General features: G+C 42.8%; 19 protein-coding genes. 7 read left to right on the plus strand and 12 right to left on the minus strand.

Annotated elements, in window-relative coordinates; genetic code table 11:
* The 4 genes from ABD772_RS16355 to ABD772_RS16370 all read right to left on the minus strand — a co-directional run bounded on the left by ABD772_RS16355 (nucleotide 1) and on the right by ABD772_RS16370 (nucleotide 6,024).
* Complete coding sequence (locus ABD772_RS16355) at nucleotides 1–1,524, minus strand: rhamnogalacturonidase (protein WP_345106909.1); 1,524 nt, start codon at nucleotides 1,522–1,524, stop codon at nucleotides 1–3.
* 111 nt (nucleotides 1,525–1,635) lie between these two features.
* Entirely contained in the window at nucleotides 1,636–2,373 is a 738-nt protein-coding gene (locus ABD772_RS16360) for a hypothetical protein (protein ID WP_345106911.1), read from the minus strand.
* A gap of 178 nt (nucleotides 2,374–2,551) precedes the next feature.
* Nucleotides 2,552–3,679 (minus strand): glycoside hydrolase family 76 protein, encoded by a 1,128-nt coding sequence (locus ABD772_RS16365; protein ID WP_345106913.1) that lies wholly within the window; start codon nucleotides 3,677–3,679, stop codon nucleotides 2,552–2,554.
* Between the two features lie 122 nt (nucleotides 3,680–3,801).
* A complete protein-coding gene (locus ABD772_RS16370) occupies nucleotides 3,802–6,024 on the minus strand; it encodes a thioredoxin domain-containing protein (RefSeq protein WP_345106916.1) in 2,223 nt (740 codons plus the stop codon).
* Nucleotides 6,025–6,320: 296 nt separating this feature from the next.
* Here ABD772_RS16370 and ABD772_RS16375 point away from each other — a divergent pair, with 296 nt between their 5' ends.
* Nucleotides 6,321–7,262, plus strand: coding sequence for a sugar phosphate isomerase/epimerase family protein (locus tag ABD772_RS16375; protein ID WP_345106919.1), 942 nt, complete (start codon nucleotides 6,321–6,323; stop codon nucleotides 7,260–7,262).
* Between the two features lie 47 nt (nucleotides 7,263–7,309).
* Here the strand turns inward: ABD772_RS16375 and ABD772_RS16380 are convergent, their stop codons facing one another.
* The 5 genes from ABD772_RS16380 to ABD772_RS16400 form a co-directional block, all read right to left on the minus strand.
* Nucleotides 7,310–7,726 carry an arsenate reductase ArsC gene (locus ABD772_RS16380; RefSeq protein ID WP_345106921.1) on the minus strand — a complete coding sequence of 139 codons (417 nt, stop codon included), beginning with the start codon at nucleotides 7,724–7,726 and terminating at the stop codon, nucleotides 7,310–7,312.
* A gap of 134 nt (nucleotides 7,727–7,860) precedes the next feature.
* Nucleotides 7,861–8,391 carry a DUF6428 family protein gene (locus ABD772_RS16385; RefSeq protein WP_345106924.1) on the minus strand — a complete coding sequence of 177 codons (531 nt, stop codon included), beginning with the start codon at nucleotides 8,389–8,391 and terminating at the stop codon, nucleotides 7,861–7,863.
* Between the two features lie 38 nt (nucleotides 8,392–8,429).
* The gene (locus tag ABD772_RS16390; protein WP_345106928.1) at nucleotides 8,430–8,759 is read right to left on the minus strand and encodes an ArsR/SmtB family transcription factor; all 330 of its coding nucleotides are present in this window, start codon (nucleotides 8,757–8,759) and stop codon (nucleotides 8,430–8,432) included.
* A gap of 98 nt (nucleotides 8,760–8,857) precedes the next feature.
* Nucleotides 8,858–11,173, minus strand: coding sequence for a S9 family peptidase (locus ABD772_RS16395; RefSeq protein WP_345106931.1), 2,316 nt, complete (start codon nucleotides 11,171–11,173; stop codon nucleotides 8,858–8,860).
* A gap of 130 nt (nucleotides 11,174–11,303) precedes the next feature.
* Nucleotides 11,304–12,815: a carbohydrate-binding domain-containing protein gene (locus tag ABD772_RS16400; RefSeq protein WP_345106934.1), complete on the minus strand. Its 1,512-nt coding sequence runs from the start codon at nucleotides 12,813–12,815 to the stop codon at nucleotides 11,304–11,306.
* Between the two features lie 134 nt (nucleotides 12,816–12,949).
* Here ABD772_RS16400 and ABD772_RS16405 point away from each other — a divergent pair, with 134 nt between their 5' ends.
* Nucleotides 12,950–13,501: a ferritin gene (locus ABD772_RS16405; protein ID WP_345106936.1), complete on the plus strand. Its 552-nt coding sequence runs from the start codon at nucleotides 12,950–12,952 to the stop codon at nucleotides 13,499–13,501.
* Between the two features lie 62 nt (nucleotides 13,502–13,563).
* On the opposite strand, the gene ABD772_RS16410 is transcribed toward ABD772_RS16405, so the two are convergent.
* Entirely contained in the window at nucleotides 13,564–16,128 is a 2,565-nt protein-coding gene (locus ABD772_RS16410; RefSeq protein ID WP_345106939.1) for a PAS domain S-box protein, read from the minus strand.
* 155 nt (nucleotides 16,129–16,283) lie between these two features.
* Between ABD772_RS16410 and ABD772_RS16415 the strand changes: the two genes are divergently transcribed.
* The 5 genes from ABD772_RS16415 (at nucleotide 16,284) to ABD772_RS16435 (ending at nucleotide 20,047) form a co-directional block, all read left to right on the plus strand.
* Nucleotides 16,284–16,520, plus strand: coding sequence for a hypothetical protein (locus ABD772_RS16415; protein ID WP_345106941.1), 237 nt, complete (start codon nucleotides 16,284–16,286; stop codon nucleotides 16,518–16,520).
* Nucleotides 16,521–16,617: 97 nt separating this feature from the next.
* Nucleotides 16,618–17,085 (plus strand): VOC family protein, encoded by a 468-nt coding sequence (locus tag ABD772_RS16420; protein ID WP_345106944.1) that lies wholly within the window; start codon nucleotides 16,618–16,620, stop codon nucleotides 17,083–17,085.
* A 16-nt stretch (nucleotides 17,086–17,101) separates the two neighbouring features.
* Nucleotides 17,102–17,311, plus strand: a complete 210-nt coding sequence (locus ABD772_RS16425; RefSeq protein ID WP_345106946.1) for a hypothetical protein — start codon at nucleotides 17,102–17,104, stop codon at nucleotides 17,309–17,311.
* A gap of 14 nt (nucleotides 17,312–17,325) precedes the next feature.
* Complete coding sequence (locus ABD772_RS16430; protein ID WP_345106948.1) at nucleotides 17,326–17,919, plus strand: hypothetical protein; 594 nt, start codon at nucleotides 17,326–17,328, stop codon at nucleotides 17,917–17,919.
* A 496-nt stretch (nucleotides 17,920–18,415) separates the two neighbouring features.
* Nucleotides 18,416–20,047 carry an ArnT family glycosyltransferase gene (locus tag ABD772_RS16435; protein WP_345106951.1) on the plus strand — a complete coding sequence of 544 codons (1,632 nt, stop codon included), beginning with the start codon at nucleotides 18,416–18,418 and terminating at the stop codon, nucleotides 20,045–20,047.
* A gap of 338 nt (nucleotides 20,048–20,385) precedes the next feature.
* Here the strand turns inward: ABD772_RS16435 and ABD772_RS16440 are convergent, their stop codons facing one another.
* Complete coding sequence (locus ABD772_RS16440; protein ID WP_345106954.1) at nucleotides 20,386–21,144, minus strand: ABC transporter permease; 759 nt, start codon at nucleotides 21,142–21,144, stop codon at nucleotides 20,386–20,388.
* A gap of 11 nt (nucleotides 21,145–21,155) precedes the next feature.
* Nucleotides 21,156–21,938, minus strand: coding sequence for an ABC transporter ATP-binding protein (locus tag ABD772_RS16445; protein ID WP_345106956.1), 783 nt, complete (start codon nucleotides 21,936–21,938; stop codon nucleotides 21,156–21,158).
* Nucleotides 21,939–22,051: the final 113 nt, after the last annotated feature.

Genomic DNA, 22,051 nt, shown 5'->3' on the forward strand with positions numbered 1-22,051 from the left:
CTATAGCATCTTACTGGCTACGTTTGATATCTTAGTATCAGGCACTAAACCACTGTTGAATACCTTAAAATTCTTCACTGTGTTCAGCATAAAGGTTGATGCACCATCAACTTTTTGTGCACGCACATGCTCAAAATCGGCACCGTCGACATTGTCCAAAGCAAAGGCCGGGCGCTGGTCATCTTTGAGGAAATTTACTTCGACATCGCTCATTTTTAAGTCCTTTACGTTACGGATAAAAAAACCGTATGACGGCGTAGCACCAAATTGATCGGGCTCAGGGTAGCTTTTAATCAGGTCGGGCACTTTGGTAACTATTTGTTCTTTAGTACCTCCGCCTTTAAAATAAATGCGGATGTTGCTCAGCGTCAAATCCTCAATATCATGCCCTGGTATACCACTTATCAATGCAGCCTGTTTGGCAGCGACGTTGTAAGCCACCACATTGCTGATAATCACTCTGCGCAGCGTGCTATACTGAAAACCCTCAGGTGCGCGTTGACGCGCGCCAAGGCGAACGAATATTGGCGTATTCGTAATATCGCGCATGGTAATGTTGGTAATGGTGATATCTTCTAACGCAGCACCATCCACGGTTTCCAGGCAAAGTCCACGGCAGTAATCGAAAGTACAGTTTGATATGGTGATATTTTTAAAACCACCATTCGACTCTGTGCCTAACTTAATACGCCCCGTTGGCGACCTGCCATCCTTTACAAAAGTACCATCCAGCAAAGTACCTTCTTTATAGCCCGATACGTTGCAATTGTTAATCGTTACATTCTCCAAAGCGCGCGGATAGTTTAGCGAGTAATCGCATTTCAAAACGATACCATCATCGCCGGGTGAGTTAACGGTACAGTTAGATATATGCACATTTTTGCTCGAGATCAGATCGATACCATCGCGGTTGGTATCCATTTTTATATTGTCTATAGTGGTATTATCAACCGCCGTCAGCAGAAAACAGAACCAGCCACCATGAGCAATGGTAAAATCCTTAAAGATCACATTGCGGCAAAGTTTTAAGCTAACGGTTTTATTGCCAAGACCATCCTGTGGTTTCTTGTTATCGTCTTTCACTAAACCTTTACCCCAAATGCGGCCCGGACCCATAATTGAAATATCATGTAAATTCTCGCCCACAATCAAACTATTATGGAAATGACTGTGTCCATAGTCTTGATATACTTCGTTTTCTCCCTTTTCAGGCAGGTCGTATTTAGCATCATCACCGGGAGTAGCGGCTACAATGCTAGCCCCCTGATCAATATATAAACTAATATTGCTTTTGAGGTGGATGGTAACTGATAGATAATCCCCGGCAGGGAAATAAACGGTGCCGCCACCGGCGGCGTTGGCTTCGGTGATAGCTTTGTCTATAGCTTTGGTGTCCAGGTGTTTGCCATCGCCTTTGGCGCCATACTTTTTGACGTTATAAACAGGCGCGTCGGCAGCAGATACATTAGTAAGTGAAACCAACAGCAGAAAAATAACCGCAAGGCAATTATAAAGTTTTTTCATATTAAAGGATATAATGGTTTATGCAGATAACTTGCATAATGCGATATTAGCACTTTAAACTGTATAATTACCTTACGGTTAGCTAAATATTTATGCAATCGTTACCGAGGCCTATAACTCTTTAAGCAGTTTATTTAGCGTTCTTGGTACCATTGCCGGCCCACCCTTTGCGGCATAAGTTATTTCATGTTTCGCATTAGTTACTACAATTAATGCATCTCCCCCTGTTTCGTAGAAATCTATTAGGTCCTGCGCATCAACGACATAGCGTGCATTTAAAATCGGAGCAGCTTTTTGTGCGGCTTTGGCCGAGGCATAATCAAGATTGGTAATTGCAAAAACCTCAAATTTATTGCCATCAATAAAATTAGCAATGGCATCATTAATTCCCTTATACATATAACCATAGTTCCTGTTCCTAAATAACAACACAACTGCCTTACCATCCAATTTGCTTATATCTGTATGTTTAGCCAACGGGGTCAGGTCAAGTATTACACCATCCCAAAGCTTAGGGCTTGACGGGCGAAACATCAATCTACTACTTGCATCCATTCTTGCTTCCATTGCATGATCTACTTTCATCAGGACATGCTTGTATTCTGTTTGTCCGCTTGGTATGGTTTGATTTATTTGGTAATCGAAGGTTTTTACCAATTCTCGCGCTTTGGCAGAATCAACTATATTTCCTTCTCTGTCGTAAATTTTTGTATCCGTAATCTTAGGAACCCTTTTCATAAATTCGGCATACTCGGCTCCCGTCATGGTTTTACGCGTCATAACCGCGCCGGTTTGCGCAAAGGCGCCTGAACAAACTAATAATAAGACGACGGCTAGAATCTTTTTCATCTTTTTGGTTTAGGTTTATTAAGCCATCGAAGGACAAGAGCAGCATAGTCGGCATTCAACATTTGCGCTCTTATTCGATGGCTTTAGTTTGACATTTTTAATTCGTGGCAATCATGAACCTTGCAGCGTGCGATTACTTGGTTGTTCCGTTTCGAAATCGACAAAATATTAAATTTATTTACCCCCTCAAATCATACTGTTTCTCAAGCCAGGCATAGCGTGCCAGTATCTCCAGCAAACCACCCTGATCAACCAGGTTACGTACACCGTTATGGCCGACAAATAAGCCCTGTTCATTTTTTTCGTGCAAAAGAGTATAGTCCAGCGCTTTTTTAAAGCCCATGATGTATTTGGTGTCTTTATTGAATTTCAGCAAATGCTGATAGCCCCTCAATAATACCGCATTGAACCAATAATCGTCACGGAATTTCTCAGCACCGTAGAAGAAGTTCAAAGATGCATCGGCTATAGTATTGGCTTCATCTAAATATTTTTTGTCTTTGGTGATCTCATACAGATAAACATAAGCTTCAAGCGGAGTGCCTGTGTTGTATGACAGGATGCCCTTATTTACGCTGCCATTTTTAGTGCGGATGTTATCCCAATATAATTTTTCAGGCGTTTGCAGTTTGGCGTCCGTCCATTCAATAATTTTAATTGCGGTATCTAAATACGCCTTGTTCTTGGTGGCTTCATACATTTGCAGGGCCACCAATGCACCGGGGCCATTTGAGCAAGTGTTCTTTGAACTCAGATCGCCTTCTTTCCAATAGATACCACCACCCAGCACCTGGTCGTGGCCGGTCATGATGAAATCATACATGGCTTTGCCCAATGCAAGGTCGGCTTTCTTTTTGGTGCGGCTGTAAGCATCTAAAGCAGTAATGCCTATCCACTCGTTATCGTCATAATAACGCTCGCCTGGTTTCAGTTTCATAATGTAATCGGTAAAGCCCGGCTTCGGCGGTGCCGGACTATAGTACTCATACATCAGTTTCAGTATTGGTGCCATCAGATTAGCTTTTGGCTCCAGCTTTTCAATTTCGTTGGCAGCCTGATACAGGGCGCAGTACGACCACAGATAAGTGTATTCGCGCAGATATCCGTTTTTATTTTCGCGTTTGGCCGGGTCGAGTTCTACAAAGTAGTTGCCCGATTTTGAGTCATGAAAATTCTTTTCAATAGCCGCCTGTAACGACTTCATTTCTTTGTAATAGTGGCCGTTAGATTTAGTTTGCGCCGAAGCCAGGCCGGAAACAAACATCAGCAACAAAACAAAGATTAAGCTACGCTTTTGGGTATTCATATAGATTTATTTTTTGTGGATTTATTCGTCTTCAAATATTTTAAAATAAACGCTGGCTTCCAAATCTCACTAATCGAAAGGAAATAATAACTCTTAATTAATTATGTTAGCCGGCTTTTAAATTACCATGATAACGCCACTTTAACGCCATCCGGGTTATTATCAAAACTCAAAAACTGTGTTTTGGTCGTTGCATCCCATGATTGCTTAACATTAGCCAAAGCTTTACCTTTTGTATCTGTAACCACAACTTTCTTAGGTTGCGTGGGCGTCAATATACGCATGGCATTAATTGTATTTAATGGGCTGATTGCCGTAAATGCATATTTGCTCTTGCCCACCTTTTCATCATAAATGCGCGCAGCTGTAGCCAGTACCTGCGATTTTTGTTTATTGGCGACGCGATCGACATTATAAAAGTACCCCTGTTCGCCCGGTTTTATTTGCTTTTCGCTCACAACAGGTAAGGCCGGATCATATAAATCAATTAAATTCCCTTTAATTGTGTATGGATCATTATTAACGCCCTCGTCCATTACTGAAACAATATCATACGGGCCGCGAGCCAGGTAAAAACTGTTTTTGTATTCAATTTTTTGACCGGTAGCTTGCTGGTACAAAGGCTCAACATGGTCGCGCAGTTCGCCGTCACGGTCGCTTTCCATTACATATTCTTTAGGGTCTCTGCGGATGATGCACACTTTGCCTTTGTCTACGCTGTAAGTTCCGGCTTTAGGGTTTGTACCGATGCCAAGCTTATCGAAAAGGTCATCGGCAGGGCAATTGTATTTTTTGCTGCCTTTGTTCCACCATTCCTGTACTTTCTGGAATGCGTCGTCATCACGGCCAGAGTAAACTATCACACCGCCATCTTTAACCCATTTAGCCAATTGTTCATGCGCCTGTCCCGTAGGCGGTTTCATGTTCGAGTACGACATCAGTAGCACTTTGGTATCTTTCAGTGCTTTTTCAAATCCAAGGTTTTCTATGTGAACGATATCAACCGGAACCCCTCTTTTCAGAAAGGGCAGCGCCTCACCAAAAAAGTCAGACAGTTGCGGGTCCATTAATTTATTGTCAGACGGCACCCGGTTAAACATACCCGAGGTCTCATAAAAGCTTGCGAAATATGGATCGGCCCAGGCTTTGCCGTCGTCGTGCGTTGGCAGGCGCTGAAACATCAGCGAGTTGGCCATTAGTACACTCACCCCTTGCGAGCCTGAAGTTTTGTTGGTGGATACCGGCATATCGTTCAACGAGTTGATCATCACCATCATCTGCGTCGAATAACTTTTAGGCATTCCCGCGCGCTCATTGCTGGTGCGGCTGGTAAAGTATTTACCGTCAAAAATACGGTCAGGCCAGGGCATTACCTCGTAATTGTTGATGTCAGGAAAAAACAGTTCGGCTGTAAAGGTTGTCTGGTAATTCTTTTTATAATCACTCCAATCGCGGCGGGTATCCTCTACCGGGTCATTCTCAAAAAATAATTTGCGGCCGGTTGGTGCCGTCATCGATTTCATACAGCAATATTCCAGGTAAGCCGTCTCGAACGAGCGTTCTTTAGCAATACCGTTAAAATAGTTAGGCTCGCGCGCAGTGCCTGTCCATGATTGTACAATGTAGCCATCCACACAATCCAGCGAAGCCAGACTTGCCTCGGGGCTCACAATCTGCCACATAGAATAGTTAATTAAAGAGTGCGTGGGGACATAACAGCGCACGTTCATGCCCTTGCTTTTGCCATACTCCTTGGCATAGGTAAACGACTCCTTCAAAGCCCGGTAAAACAAATAATACTTCAGCTTATTCGACAAGTAAGTATTCTCTGCCGACTCATGCTGCGGCCGCCAGTCGAAACCATAATAATCTTTCCACTCGCGCTTAAAGGCTTCGCTATAGCCTGATTTTGCCCAAAACTCGGGCTCTTCCAGGTAAATGGCATCTACCCCGGCGTCGATAACTTTTTTGATGACCTGTTCTTTGTAATACTTTAAAAAGTTCATGGTCGGCACAACGTAGGGTGTGTTTCGGCCATGCCAAACAGTGTCGCCATTCATCATTTTCTGGCCTTCGTCAAAATGCTGTTTACCATCCCATCGGCCTATAAAATAATCCTGATAACCGCCCCAGGCCATGCCGGTCATAAAAGCCAGTTGGTAACCATGATCTCGAAACGATTTTACGCGCTGCTCAAATTGTCCGGGCCTGCCGCCGTCGCCGTATACAATGGCTACATCGGCGCGCAGATCGGTGGTTGGCTTCCATGTTCCACCGGTTTGGAAAGTTGTTTTTTCAGTATTAGGGATGGCCGGTCTGAGTTTTATCTGAGCTTGGGCATTCATGCTTGCAAGTAAACCTGCAACAATAAAAATCCCTGAAATTATTTTTTTATGCTGATTGGCTGACATTGTTTATAGGCTAATTTGGTTTATAATGCTAACAAATAATATCAGCAATTACTAAGCAATTCTACCATTTATAGCCAAACATCCAAAATAAATTCTGCAACATTGGCATTACACGAAAGTTTATATCAGGAAAATAAATCGTAACAGTTTTACTACAGCTTAATGCTGATCGCCAAAAATTTCTAAATTTGATTATACCTTTTTCAAAACCAAACAAACCATATAAGATTATGAAAAACTCTGAAATATCCAGACGCCGATTTTTGGGCACTGGTGCGCTTGCCGCTACCGGACTAATGTTTTTATCGAAAGCATCATTAGCCGGCCGCATTTTAAGAGCCGATGCCAAACCAAACTCGGTAATAGCCGGGGTACAGATAGGCGTTATTACTTACTCATTCAGAAGCATGCCTTCATCAATTGATGATCTGTTAAAATACTGCCTGGCCTGCAACATTAATGCTATTGAGCTAATGGGCGATGCTCCGGAAGCTTATGCAGGTATCCCTAAACGTGAGCAAGGCCAATCGCGCGATGACCATAACAAGGCAGTGGCCCAATGGCGCGCTACTGTATCTATGGATAAGTTTAAAGAGATACGTAAAATGTTTAATGATGCGGGCGTGACTATTTATGCCTGGAAACCAAGTGCATTAGACCCGCATAACACAGACGAGGAGATTATTTACGCTTTTAATGCCGGCAAAGCTTTAGGTGCGAGCCACGTTACCGTTGAGCTGGGCGATGCCGCACAAACTAAACGCCTGGGCGATTTAGGTGCTGCGCATAAAATGAAAATAGGTTATCATGCCCATACACAGGCTACGCCTACTATATGGGATACTGCTTTGAGCCAGTCAAAATATAATTGCATTAACCTGGATGCAGGCCACTACGCATCCGGCACCAGCAGCAGTCCGGTTCCGTTTATTGAAAAATATCATGACCGCATTGTGAGCATGCACCTTAAAGACCGCAAATATCACGATGGGCCAAATGCACCGTGGGGCCAGGGCGATACGCCACTCAAAGACATTCTGCTTGTGGTGAAAGATAGAAAATATAAGTTTCCGGTTACTATTGAATTGGAATACGACATTCCTAAAGGGTCAGACGCTGTTGCCGAGGTTAAGAAATGTCGCGACTATGCTGAACAAGTTTTGAAAGCATAATAGTAATTATGCTGATAAAAATCCCAGGTACAATATACCTGGGATTTTTATTTAAGATTAGCATTCACGAAATCTTTAGCATATTCCCTGATCATATCCCTGACCTTTTCGAATTGAGCCATTACCTCTTGTTCACTGCCGATTGCCTTAGCCGGATCTGGAAAGTTTCGATGAAATTTAATGGCTGTTGATGGAAAATATGGACAACTTTCTTTAGCATTATCGCAAACAGTTATCACAAGGTCGAAATCGATATTTGAGTATTCGTCAATATGATTTGAAGTGTGGTTCGAAATATCTATGCCGTCTTCTTTCATTATCTTAATGGCTTTCGGATTAACGCCATGGGTTTCTATACCGGCGCTGTAAATCTCGGCTCTATTACCCGCAAAATGTCTTAAATATCCTTCGGCTATCTGACTGCGGCAGCTGTTGCCTGTACATAGTACTAATACTTTTTTCATAATGATTTCAAACTAATAACCAGATCAAATTTATGATGCAAAATTTAGCATCCCAGCCAAAAATAAATTGCAGCAACATAACTGACGAAGTAATGATTAAAGGCTTTTTATGTCTTTTTATGTGAGCTACCATCTTAACAGCAACCTGATCCGGGAGTGCAACAACTATTTTGATCTGTTAATGTCACCAATTGAATTTTTGGCTTACTATTATCGCCGCAAGTATCGCCCCTGCCTATCGCTTTACATTGGGTTTGGTCGGCACTTAAAATAACGATCAGATTATCACCGCTAACTAAAAATTCGGCAGGATACATTTGTCGCGTATCAAATTGCGAATTGCCGAACTCTATTTTGACAACACCAGCCGGGTTTAATGGCAATGATTTCTCCACCACATTGATAATAGACAATGCTTTTTGAACCTCCATACCTTGCTGACTATTATTTGTCTGAGACTCCCAGAGCTGTATGATAATTTCAGTCCATTTGTTCACTTTTCCACCACAATCTACCGAGGTTATTAGGGCCTGTTTGATTTCTGTAATGTGATAAGATGCATCAACCCATTTACCGGGCGCATATTGAAACTGCAGCGTCAGGTCTTTGTTTGATAGCAACTTTTGCTTAAAAGTTTGCCAATCTGTTAAAATAGTATTTTCCATGTTGATTGTAATATTACGATTAATGAGTTTAAATTTTTTTAGCAGCAGGTACTTCCAGGCTTATAATCGTTAAAAAAACCGCCCAGTTGCATCTGTAAGCGTAGCCATGTTTTTGGGTCGATACAATAACAGGTTTTCACCCCGTCGATAGTTCCTTGTATGATACCGGCATTTTTTAGTTCTTTTAGATGTTGTGATATGGTGGCCTGTGCCAGCCCCAGTTCTTCTACCAAGTCTCCGCAAATACATGCGTTGGCGATAATGATATGCTGCAAAATGGCAATACGCGCGGGGTGAGCTATGGCCTTAAGCAAAGTTGCCAACTCATTTTGCTCTTTAGAAAATATTTCCGTTTTAGATGCTCCCATTACATCGCAATATTACGATTAATATTTTTAATATTCCAACATTATTAAACAAAAAAAGCGGATAACCATCGCCATCCGCTTAAATATTAGTTTTAATTTTATTTATTCGGGCCGATTTTATAATCAGCCGGAGGCTCGGCGCCCAGCAGGTTCTTCACAAAATAATCCCAGCGACGGCGCATCATGTAGTATGAATACTGCCCGTAACCGTGCGGACTGTTAGGAAAAATCACCAGGTCAAAACTTTTATTGGCTTTCTCTAATGCTTCGGCAACCAGCAGGGTATTTTGCGGTGGCACATTGTCGTCCATAAGCCCGTGAGCTAACATTAATTTACCTTTTAAATTCTTAGCCAGATTTTGATTGGCCTGCTCATCATAAGTTGCATTTTCAAGCAAGCCGTTATAACGCTCGCCCCAATTATCTTCGTAGTTACGATTATCATGGTTACCTGACTCGGCGATACCCACCTTAAAGAAATCCGGGTAACGGAACATAGCTCCGGCCGTGGCAAAACCACCGCCCGAATGCCCCCAGATACCTACCCTATCCAGGTCAATATATGGATATTTAGCAGCGAGCTGTTTGATACCGGTTATCTGATCGGCCAGGGTATTTTGGGCCATGTCGCCATAGGCCATATCATGAAAACTTTTTGAGCGCAGCGGATTGCTGGTTCCTTCAATTTCGACAACCACAAAACCAAGCTCGGCTAATGCGCTGTTGTCACCACGTACTGCAGAGAATGACCAGCTACCCACGCTACCGCCCTGCGGACCCGGGTAGATATAGTCAATAACTGGATATTTTTTGTTAGGATCAAGATTAGCGGGCACCCACATCAGCCCGTAAATGTCAGTTTTACCGTCATGAGCCTTAACTGAGAAAGGCACAGTTGCTTTCCAGCCTGAAGCCTGGAGTTTAGATATATTAACCTTCTCCAACTCCAATAATTGTTTTCCTTTTAGGTTACGGAGTACGGTTACCGGCGGCACATCAGGCTTTGAGTATGTGTCAACAATATAATTGCCTTTTGGCGAGAAACTGGCGGTATGATTACCTGCACCTGGAGTAAGCACCATAAAACCCTTGCCATCTAATCCAATTTTACAAAGCTGGCTAAAATAAGGATTCTCTGCTTCAAGGCCATCGGCAGTAAAATAAACCACGCGATTTTTCTCATCTACTTTAACAACATTGGTCACTACCCAATCGCCTTTGGTTACCTGGTTTTTCAGTTTACCGTTGTTGGCATCGTACAGATAAAGATGGCCCCAGTTATCGCGTTCAGAGAACCATAATATCTCATTGCTCTTGCTGAGGTAGCGCCAGTTCACATCATCCCAACCCGATTCAAATTGTGTTTTCGACGTTTCGTCAAATATCTCACGAACGGCGCCTGTTTCCGCATCGGCCATACGCACTTTCTCCACTTTATGGTCGCGGTTGGTTGAGGCAAAGACCAATTTGGCAGCGTCATCACTCCAATAAACATCGGCCCAGCCTGCGCCACCCTTAATGTCATCGCTCAACGTTGAGCGGTGCGGATCTGGTGCGCATTGCAGTTTGAGCACTTTCGGACTATCGACATTAATAATAACACGGGTAAGCATTGGTATCTCTTTATCGCCGGGCAATGGATATTTCCATTCTGTTAGTTTTGGAGCACCTACTTTTGTGCTTACCAGGTACATATTGTTCACCTTGCGCTCATCTTGCTGAAAGGTGGCTATCTTTTTCGAATCGGGCGACCAAACCAAAATCGGCCTGTTGCTTTGCGCCCAACCGGCATTATCGGTGGCGTAGCCATTGTCTTTTATCCCGTCAGTAGTTAATTGGGTTTGCTGTCCGGTTTTAACATCGCGCACCCACAAATTAAAGTCTTTTATAAAAACTGCTTTTTGTTTATCAGGCGATAAGACTTCGTTGGGGTTGCCGCCCATAGTACGGCCACGACGACCGCGTGCATTTGTCGTAGTTACCTCGCTGGCATCTGGCACTACCCGGCCATTTTCAAATTTCCATTGTTTGTCATCGACACGAAAAATCAACCCTTTGCCATCATCACTAAAACTAATAGTGTTAAAAGGCAAATTGGTGGCTGAATATTGCTTACCCGTAGCTGCCGACAAAGCTGCCGCCAGTTTTTGATGATCAAAAGCCCGAGCCTTAGTTGCTTTAGCCGGATTGTAAATGATAAATTCACCACCCTGAGCGGCTGGTGTGCGGTAATAAAAACGATCGTCAGACAGCCAGTTGGGATGAATACCATTACGTTGTATCAATGGCTCAGTATTAAAACTGAGGCGAGTTTCGGCCCGCGCATAATCTCGTGCCGTAATTGCCGGATGTTGTTGCGCGCCGGCAGTAAGCGCCATACTTACAGGTATAGCAGCAAGTAAAAACCTATTCATGCGTTTCAATAAAGACAGTTATTTAAGGTAGCAATATACAGCTATTAATACTTTTTTCAACACAACCGTCAGAAGCAAAAAAGGGTGACTTAAAGCCATCCCTTCTTTGTATTATAAATTGATAATAAAATTAGTTGGTAGTAATAATGCCACCAACTTTAGTTACCACGCTGCTTGTGGTAAACGTTGTGGCCAACTTTGTGCCTTTGGTATAAGTACCACCGGTAAATAACCCTTTAAAGCTAATGCCTGAAACAACGCTACCGCCTGTATACACATTATATACGGTGTTTGATTTGAGTTTAGCACTGGCAAATACCAGTGTTGCATAAGCCACTGGTGCCTGGAATGTAAGAGCCTCGGCACCACTGGCAGACTCAATATGAATAAGTTGCGCAGTGCCTGTACCCAAAATAACCGAGTTAACTGTCGAACTGGTGCTTACTGCACTAGTGCTGCCACCGGTAGCGATTAACTGCCCCCCGGTAATTTTAAACTGACGATCGTCGCAATCAATACCAGACTCGGTTACGGGCGAGCCGATAGCAACAACCGTACCTCCGTTTAAATCGAAATTACCGTTTGAGTCCATACCATCATTTGCAGTACTTGATGCATAAACGTAGCCACTGTTAATATATATGGCAGAGTCGGCCTTAAAAGCGTCATCACTGGCTGATGAGCTGATATTACCTTTGTTGATAGTCAGACTGCCTTTGCTTGATATACCTTCATCGGCAGTTGATTTAACGTTGATATTACCGCCATTGATCACGATATAACGTGCAATAGAGCCATCGGTCCCTTCATATGAAGTTCTGATACCTTTACCAACCGAAGTAATATTGAAGGTACCATTATTAACAATCACGTTACCTTCTTCGGCCTCAATGCCGTCGGTTCCGGAGTTAATGGTAATATTACCACCATCGGCAATAAAGGCATTGTTAACATGTATGCCGTCACTTTTTGATTTAAGTATGTTGATATTACCGCTAACTACCCGGATATAATCATCGCTACAAATACCGTGTTTATAATTACCGCTAACTTTTAGCGTGCCGTTTCCGCTAAATACCAGCTGCCCCTCGGCAAAGATGCTTCCTTTTTGATCTTCTGTTGACGAAGCATACGTTGCTCCATCGCTAAGGTTGTTGGTGGTACCGTCTGCCACAACTATAAATGCTCTTTTCTTAGATTGTATATTCAGGGCAGGGCCATCCAGGTTGATCAAATCAACACCGTTTAAAGTAACCAGAAATTTCTTGTCGCTATAAATTTTAAGCGAGCCATTTGATGTTGAACCAGAAACAGTATAAGCTACGCCGGTGGCGGTAGCAGTAACTGTTACGTCACCATCTGATTGGGTTATAGCAACGCCACTGGTTGTCGCCGGCGTTATTGTGGCACCGTTAGGAGTAAATACAATTGAAATTGTGGTGGGGAAATCAGTTGTAGCATACGTGTCACTGGTATTGGCCCCCGTATAGTTCAAACCTTCGGCAGCGCCTGTCGTTACCCCTATACTATCAATTTTTGCAGTGGTATTGGTTTGATTATTGCCCTTATTATTGTTACTTTTTTTACAGCCTATTACCCCTATAAAGGCGATAAAAATTACGGCAATTGCAAGTTTGCGCATGATCAAAGAATCGATTTTCTATTATAATATATTAATTACAAAAAGTTGGCATTTCAATTTTTCCATGAAGATAAGCATTAGGAAGAAAATAAAAGAGAGACAAAACTATTAGGACGACAATTGGTTATATTTTCATGGAAACCAATAGATTATCACCTACGCTGACACAGGCTTTAAATGAACAAATGACTAACGAGGCGCATAACGCTCAGATCTATCTGTCTTATGCTTCATGGGCGGCCGACAAAGGTTATGATGGCATATCAAACTTCTTATTCAGACACGCTAATGAAGAGCGCAACCACATGATGAAATTTCTGGAATATATTTTAAAACGCGGAAGTAAAGTGGTAGTAAGCGCCATACCGGCTCCAGGCCCCGATCCGGTAAGCGTGTATGATTGCTTTGAGAAGGTATTTCAATCGGAGGTTGAAAATACCGGTAAAATATACCGCATAGTTGAGATGAGTATGGCCGAGAAAGATTGGGCTACCTGGAATTTCATGCAGTGGTTTGTAAAAGAACAAACCGAAGAGGAAACCCTGGCCCTTGATCTGCTAAGTAAAATTAAAGTAGCTGGCGGACCTAACGCCAATGCCGATGCTTTATATGTACTTGATGTTGATCTGAAGAAAACACCTGACGACGCTACTCTGGCACAAGATGTTACGGTTGAAAACCCATAATTGTAAATAGCCGTCTATAACGTTATTAAAAGGCGAATGACCGGGTTATTCGCCTTTAATATTTATATTATTGGTAGTTCGAAAGTAAAGGTCGACCCTACGCCCAATTCGCTATCTACCCACATTTTACCGTGATGGCGTTCTATGATCTCGTAGGATATGTATAAACCAATACCAAGCCCGGACATGTGGGATGCCAGGTTCTCTACCCGGTAAAATCTGGAGAATATACGACTATGCTGATCTTCGGCTATACCGATACCAAAATCCCGTACAGATACTTTAACTTTTTTATCGCTTACCCCTGCATTGATAATGACCTTGTCTGCGCCCGGCGAATATTTGATAGCATTGGTGACCAGGTTAATCACCACCTGCTCTACGCGTTGTTGGTCGGCTTTTATTATAATAGGCTTTTTGTTATAGTTCAACTCTATTTTATGCCTCACGCTATTTTGCTGCAGCATTTCCGATACATCGGCTAAAACGGCTACCAAATCAAACTCAGCATAGCTTAAAGGCAGTTTACCAGTTTGAATTTTTGATACGTCAAGCAGATCAGATATCAGCGTGGTTAATTTATTTACCTGCTTTAACGTTTTATTAATGAAGCTTTTACTCCGGTCGCCATCAGGCAAACCCCGCTCAATTATTTGCAGATAGCCGCTTATGCTGGTAACGGGTGTTTTTAACTCATGACTGGCCAAGCCAATAAATTCATCTTTTTTTGCATTAAGCGTTGTTATTTCCTGGTATAACCGCGCATTTTCAAGTGCTACTGACGCTTGCGAACCTATACCGGCTATTAATTGCTCATGTTCTTGTTTAAACTTCGCAGGTTCAGGATGCCCAAAAAATAATCCACCTATTACTTCGCCGTTTTTTGCGGTTACCGGCACAGCCAGATAGCTAACCACAGGTAAATGTCCTTCAGGCATGCCATAATATGGGGCATTCTTCCCATAACGGATATCTTTGGTAATATCATCCGATCTTACAATACCTTCGCCTCTAAAAGTGGGCCCAAACACATTGGTGTTTCTGGGCATCGGGAATCTTTCAAAAGCACTGCGCGGCACACCCGACAAAGTGTATAACATATAAGATTCACCCTTTTCATTGACCTTGTTATGAAAAAAAGCGCCAAATGCTGCACCTGTTAATTGTGTAGTAGCATCAGTTACTTTTTGTAGTATGCTTTGAGTGTCCAGGTCGGCAGATATGGTTTGACCAATGGAGTTTAATATCTCCATATGCTCTGCATAATTTTGTAAACGTTCTTCAGCTATTTTTTGTCTGCTAATGTCGCGGGCTATTTTTGAAGCACCTATCACCTTTCCCTGCTCATTACGAATAGGCGAAACAGTTAACGATAACGGAATCTCAGTACCCCATTTGGTACGGCGCATAGTCTCAAAATGCTCAACTCGCTCGTTATTGCTCACTTTATTGATAATCACGGTTTCTTCGGGCAGGCGGTCGTCGGGAATAATGATCGATATATGTTTACCTATAACTTCCTGTTCCTTATAACCAAACATCCGCTCAGCCGAGTTATTCCAGCTGGTGATTATACCTTCAAGCGTTTTGCTGACAATAGCGTCTTCAGACGATTCGATGATCGCTGCCAGCATAGCCTGTTTATCTTCATTACGCTTGCGAATAGTTATATCCAGCAATATACCCGAATATTCACTAACATTGCCGGTACTATCAAAAAGCAACTTCCCGGTTGATCGAACCCATTTGCGTTCGCCGGTTACCAGGTTAGTGATGGGGTATTCGATATCGCTGTCTTTATGATTGATGAGGGCATCATTCAATACCCCGGCTAGCTCAACCCGATAAGCGGGATCAATAACCGACATAGTTTGTTCGACAGTTATTTCCTCATCCAACGGAAACCCAATCAGCTTACGGATAAAATCTGACAGGGTAACTTTTTGAGTTACCGGATCAATGCTCCACGTGCCCATGTTACCCGTTTCAATGGCCTGTTGTAATTTGGCATTAGCTCCGGTTAGTTGCTGTAATAATTCTGCCTGTCGCTGTTGAGTAGCTGCCAGCTTTTCGTTGGCGGTGGCAAGTTCTTTATTATAAATTTGCTGCAGCCGTGTTATTTCTTGCTCTTTGATCAATTCATTATCCGAGTTATTCTGTCTTTCAAATGCGTTAAAATGGCCGGCTATCAGATTGGCAAATAGCGTAAACAAGCCAATTACCCGGGAGTTATTTAGGTTGGCGGGTTCTGGGTCAATAGCGGACAGTGTGCCAAAAAATTCGCCGGTAGGTTTGAAAATTGGTGTCGATATATAACTTTTAAAGCCATACATGGCAGGCGCCGGATGGCTTTTATAATTAGTATCTATATCTGCATTGTCGATGACTACCAACTTTTTACATTGACGTACCTCATTACAAATCATAGTATTCAACTCCAGTTCATCACCAGGTTTTAATCCAAAATTGATCTCATCTTTTACGGCACAAGTCACCCATTGCGTGTCAGTTACACGGGCAATGGCAACGAAGCGCATGCCTGTAGTTTGTGATGCTACATCTAACAAAGTAGTTATTAACGGAATATTCGCGACAGCTTGAATGTCGGTCTGCACGTCGTCGGTCATACTTGTCGGGGGTCGGTATCTTTTATCTTAAGGCTCACAATATAATTGCATTTTTACTAAAAGACAAAAGCTTTACCTTAATGGTTTTAATAATTAGCCAACCGTACAACAAAAAAAGGGCTTTATGGTTTGTTAATTAGAAACTATTTTGAGTTATGGAAAAATTTGAGATATCGGTTGCTGTCGGCAAAGAAAATCAGCATTTTGAGATTCGCGATTATATGCACCACGAAGGTGATAAATGTAAATATGAGGTTTTTAAAGAAGGGCAATTCATCGGCAGCTTTGAACCAGATAACCATAAAGTATTGCACATTTGCCAAAATCCCGGTGTAGTTTCAGAAAATATATTGAATCTGATCTGCGATCAGTTGGAAGGTTATCATATCTAACAATTATTGTCTTTAATCAGCCCTTAAAATGTCTCATTTGCACCCTAGCCGCCATGGGGCAACAGAGTAAATTTGCTTACAACAAAACATTACTACTATGAGCAAGATCACCCCATTTTTATGGTTTGACGACAATCTGGACGAAGCCATAAAGTTTTACCAATCTGTTTTTAAAAACAGTCGTTTATTATTCGAAGTTCAATATGGCGATGCTGGTCCGGGGCCAAAAGGCACTACTATGACCGCGACTTTCGAACTGGAAGGCCAAAAATTCATGGCGCTAAACGGTGGGCCGATGTTTAAATTTACCGAAGCCATATCTATGTTTATTACCTGCAATAACCAGGACGAAATTGATTACTACTGGGAGCGGCTGGCTGAGGGCGGACAAAAAAGTCGTTGTGGCTGGCTAAAAGATAAATTTGGATTATCATGGCAGGTAGTACCTTATAACCTGCTGCAACTCCTGCATAATAATGACCCGCAAAAGGCCAGCAACGTAATGCAAGCCATGATGAAGATGGACAAGATGGATATGTCTGCACTGGAAGAAGCCGGTAAATAATTTTATATTTACCGGTATGGAGACACCGGTAAAGAACGAACTAAAACAGCTCAGATTGTCGGCATTTATTAATGCGGCGGTAGCTGTTTATGCCGTTTGCACATTTTTATCGGCTTTACAAAGCCATGTTGCCTGGCGCATATTATTAAGCGGGACAGGATCTGTATTTTTTATTGCCGCCGCTATTGTTGCAATAATTAAGATAGTGAAGTTGGGAAAAAGTTGACACTTAACTTTGATATGAAACCAGCCTTATACCTGATCACAATTGTTTTCTTTTTTTCTTCGTGTGCAACGATATTAAATCGCAAACGCCAGCGAATTGTTTTTTATACACAGCATCCCGCTAAGGTCGTATACCGGCACGATACTGTGTCAACATTGAACAATAAGGCAAGCGTACGCATTGAAAGGAAGAACAAAGTGGCCAATCTCCAAATTATTGAAGAAGGCCTGAAGAAACAGATCACACTTTATCCCCATATTTCAACCGCTTTTTGGTTTAATCTGCCTGCTAACTTCGGTTTAGGTATGTTGGTTGATATGTGGATTCCAAAAAGCTGGGCTTACCCCTCAAAGATAGATGTGAATAATTACGATAGCGTAAAATTTTATCATGCCTATCAAGTATCTCACAATAAAGATAAAAACCCCTTAAAATCTTACCTTTCGTATGACCCTCCACATAAAAAAGGCGAACTATATGTCCATGTATCGTCACCCGATATAAATTATTTTAGTTTTTCTCCCGAAGGAGAGCCCAGAAAAGAAACATTGGATTTATTGGGATTTCATACGGCCTTGATTATTATCATTCGCAAAACCAGTTTTTAAGTTTAAATATTGCAAAGGTTAACAACTCCATAGTGCCTTTTCCTGCACCGGTAGATTATTTTGGTTTACGGCAGGATTTACGATCCAGTTTTATAAGTCTATCCAACAATTACAAGATCAAACGCTTAAGTATTGGATATGGCATCGCGGCAGCAACAAACAATTGGCATTTAAGTTACCGGTCGGGCTATACGGATTCAATTCCCCCAAGTGCACGCCTATTTGCAGACAAAACCCATTATTCTTTTGGATTGATTTTTCCAGTATATTTTCAGGTAGGTAAATTTTTTCATACTGGTTTAATTTATCGCCCTACATTTTATCGCCCCAGCCTGCCCGACAAATTTAAATATGAGCATACTATGAGTATTGATTTTGCCTGGAAATTCAGGATAAAAAAATAGACGGTATAACTCACCGCAACACCCTATGCGGATAACTTATATTTTTTTCAGAGATTTGCGGCGACTGCAAATAAAACCTGTGTTCTCTATCCATGAAAAAAATAACCGAACAAAACGCCGCTAAATATACCCTGGCACTTATTATAATCACATTTTTTGCCCGGTTATGGATTGCAGCGTACACGGGTTTGGGCAATGGCGAGTCGTATTATTTTCGCGGTGCCATTCATTTAGATTGGAGTTATTTTGACCAGCCGCCCCTGTTCTTTTGGCTGGGTGGGGCAAGTATCCGTTTGTTTGGATTAACTAATTTCGGCCTTCGCTTTCCGGATGTATTGATGTTTGCAGGTACAAGCTGGCTGCTATTCCTATTGGGTCGTAAATTATTTAATGCGGCTGCGGGTTTCTGGGCTGTTGTGGTAATGAACCTGAGCGCGCTGTTTACCGTGGGCGTAGCCTGCTGGTATCAACCGGATGCACCGCTGATGTTCTTTTGGCTGCTGAGCACCTGGTACATTGTAAAAGTGCTCGGCATCGGCGAAGCGAAACCGCTTGACCCCAAAGCCGACAAAGGCAAGGTTTACCGCCTTTGGGTAATCATCGGCATTTGTATGGGTTTGGCTACTTTGAGCAAATATCATGTACTGTTTCTGTTTGCAGCGGTATTTTTATTTATTCTGACTAACAAAAAACAACGTCATTGGCTGGCGCATCCCGGGCCTTACCTGGCTATCCTGATCACTATCTTAATGGCTACGCCGGTTTTATGGTGGAATTACAAAAACAACTGGGTATCATTTGTTTGGCAGGGCTCGCGAGCGGGCACCCGCGACGAACCTTTTACTATCCATTTCGACTGGTTTGTCCGCAGCATTGCCGGGCAGGCGGTTTGGTTACTGCCATGGATCTGGTTCCCTACCATTCGCCAAATGTTCGTAGCATACAAAAAACGCATACAGCAGGAATATGGCTTTAACTTCTGGATGTCGGTATTGCCTATCGTATTCTTTACTGTTATTACCCTCTGGGCCGATCTGCAATACCATTTCCATTGGCAGGCACCGGGTTATATGATGCTGTTCATCCCTTTGGGCTTTGCCATTGACAAAGCCCTGAACGGAGCCGATGAGCGTCGTAAACGCTTTACCCGCCGCTGGCTTAATTTTTCAATATCCTTTACGGTGATAACCATTACAGTACTGGGCCTGCACCTGGTTACCGGTTTCTGGCAAAGTTATGGGCCAAAATGGGTGGCAAGCCTGGGCGGTGCCAAGATCGATCCCACTATACAGGGTGTTGACTATGACGACGTAATGACCCGTTTTGAAAAACAAGGCTGGATTGCCAATGATAAGGTATTTGCAGGAAGCACCCGCTGGTGGCTGGCCGGTAAGGTAGACTGGGCATTGAAAGGCAAGAAGGAAATCATCTGCTTTAACCGCGACCCGCGCAACCTGGCCTTCCTGGTCGACCCGAAGACTTTATTGGGTAAGGATTGCGTGATTATTGGCGAAGCTCATGGCTATGAGGAAACTATTTATAAGGATGCTACGCCATTTTTCGACAGCATTACTGAACTTGATGACATCCCCATCATCCGTGGCGGTGTGGTTGAGGAGCATCTGCAGGTTTATTATTGCAAGAACTTCCATCAGTCGGCCCAGCCCCTGCCCGATTACCCATTGTACAGGCAGTTAAACGGCCTTGTCCCTTTCGGAAAATAGTATGGTGCTGTTTCACTAAAAAGTGAAACACTTTGGAACACTTGAAACACTTTTTACACGCAAACATCTGTAAATAAGTAGTTTACAAAAACACAGTGAAACACTTTGAAACAGTACGAATACTTCAGGTAAAGCCATGTAAACCGCTTTTTATCAGGGCATTATCGCATTTTTATGGCTTTCTGACCAAATGAGGTGAAACACCAGAGTGAAACGCCTTAACACAAAAAGCCTCCAGACGGAAGCTAATCAAACATAGCGGAGAGCAGGCGGGTTAATAACGCAGGTAATGAGGCGCTCTTTATGAAAAGGATATCCTTTTTGTACCCGGTAGCCCCTTACTTTGTACTCCATTTAAACTTATTGATGCCAATACCTGCAAACACAACTATGTAACCCAACGACAACAATACCGCCCTGGTAGCATCTTTGTCCCATTTATCAGGTTCCATGCTGGCGGCTAACATAATTTTAACACAACCATAGGGCGTCCAACGGATAGCGTCTTTGATGTAATCGCCAAGCAGCCCCAGTTCGCCAAACATACCTATCATGATGAAAAGGAAATAAACCAGGCGTACGCTGGCATTAACGGTTTCAAAATTTTTCACCAAACCTACAATCAACTGGCCAAGGCTTAAATATACCGCACCACCTATAAAGGCTGAAAAAAAGGCTACTATGTAGCCCGATGCGGGCAATGTTACCTTATCTACCTGCATCCCCACCATAAAAATAACCAGGTTTAGGATCATGATCATCAGCAACTGAATACTGATACGGCTGAACATGATTGCCCAGGTAGGAACAGGGGCTACCCGCAGGCGTTGAAAAATGCCTTTATCACGGTCACGCGCCAGTGACAGGGAATAACCCATTAATCCGATAGATATCAGGCCAATATCTATGGCAGAAGACAGCACATAAGGGCCGCCAATTTTTTGAGCAAAATTTTTCCACGATATCAGGATCATAATCGGCACCAGCAATGTGATAATTACTGAACGGCGGTTACTGATCTGCGTTGCCACATCGGCCTTGAACAAAGTGGCTAATACCGTTGGGGTGCTGGGTATATTGATATTGTTATTTTCCATTTTACGTTCAATCAGGCTCTTACAGTTTTGCCGGTAAGGCCAATAAATACATCCTCTAAAGTTATTTTTCCGCGGCGCGAAGCGGCAATTACTTCGGGGTCATCCCGATATTTGTCGACTAATGCCTGCGGGGTGTCTATGGCTATAACCCTACCATGATCGACGATGGCAATCCTGTCGCACACTGCTTCGGCCTCTTCCATTGAGTGTGTGGTTAACAGCACGGCATGTCCCCTTGCTTTGATGGCCTCAATACGTTCCCATAACTGGCGCCGCGACTGCGGGTCGAGGCCCGTGGTAGGCTCGTCTAACAATACCAATTTAGGATTATGGATAGTGGCAATAACCAGTGATAAACGTTGTTGCTGGCCACCTGATAACTGACTGAATTTCTTTTTACCGGCATCGGCAAGGCTAATTTCTTTAAGCAGGGCTTTAACCTGCTCTGTATCCATCGGGACGCCATAAATACCAGAATACAGCTGCAATATCTGGATGACGTTCAACTCGGCCTGAAAACTGGTTGACTGGAGTTGTACGCCCATAGAGGCTTTTGCCTGCAATGGCTGTTGCTGCACATCAAATCCATTTAATAAAATGCTGCCGCTTTTAAATTTCACCAGACACTCGATAGCGCTTAGCGTACTGGTTTTACCGGCACCATTTGGGCCCAGCAAACCGAAAATTTCTCCCTGCAATACCTTAAAGCCGACGTCCTTCACAGCTTCAAAACTGCCGTAGTTTACGCCCAGTCCTTCTACTTTTAAGATATACTCATCTTGCTCAGTGGTCATTTTAATTGTTTTGTTGTTAGCGTGAGATAATGCAAGATAATTACAAATCTGATAGGAAAAAATAAAAATAATGGATTGTACTATGGATTAACCACAATGTCATTTCCTGCCAT

Source organism: Mucilaginibacter panaciglaebae, assembly GCF_039539265.1.
Taxonomy (GTDB): domain Bacteria; phylum Bacteroidota; class Bacteroidia; order Sphingobacteriales; family Sphingobacteriaceae; genus Mucilaginibacter; species Mucilaginibacter panaciglaebae.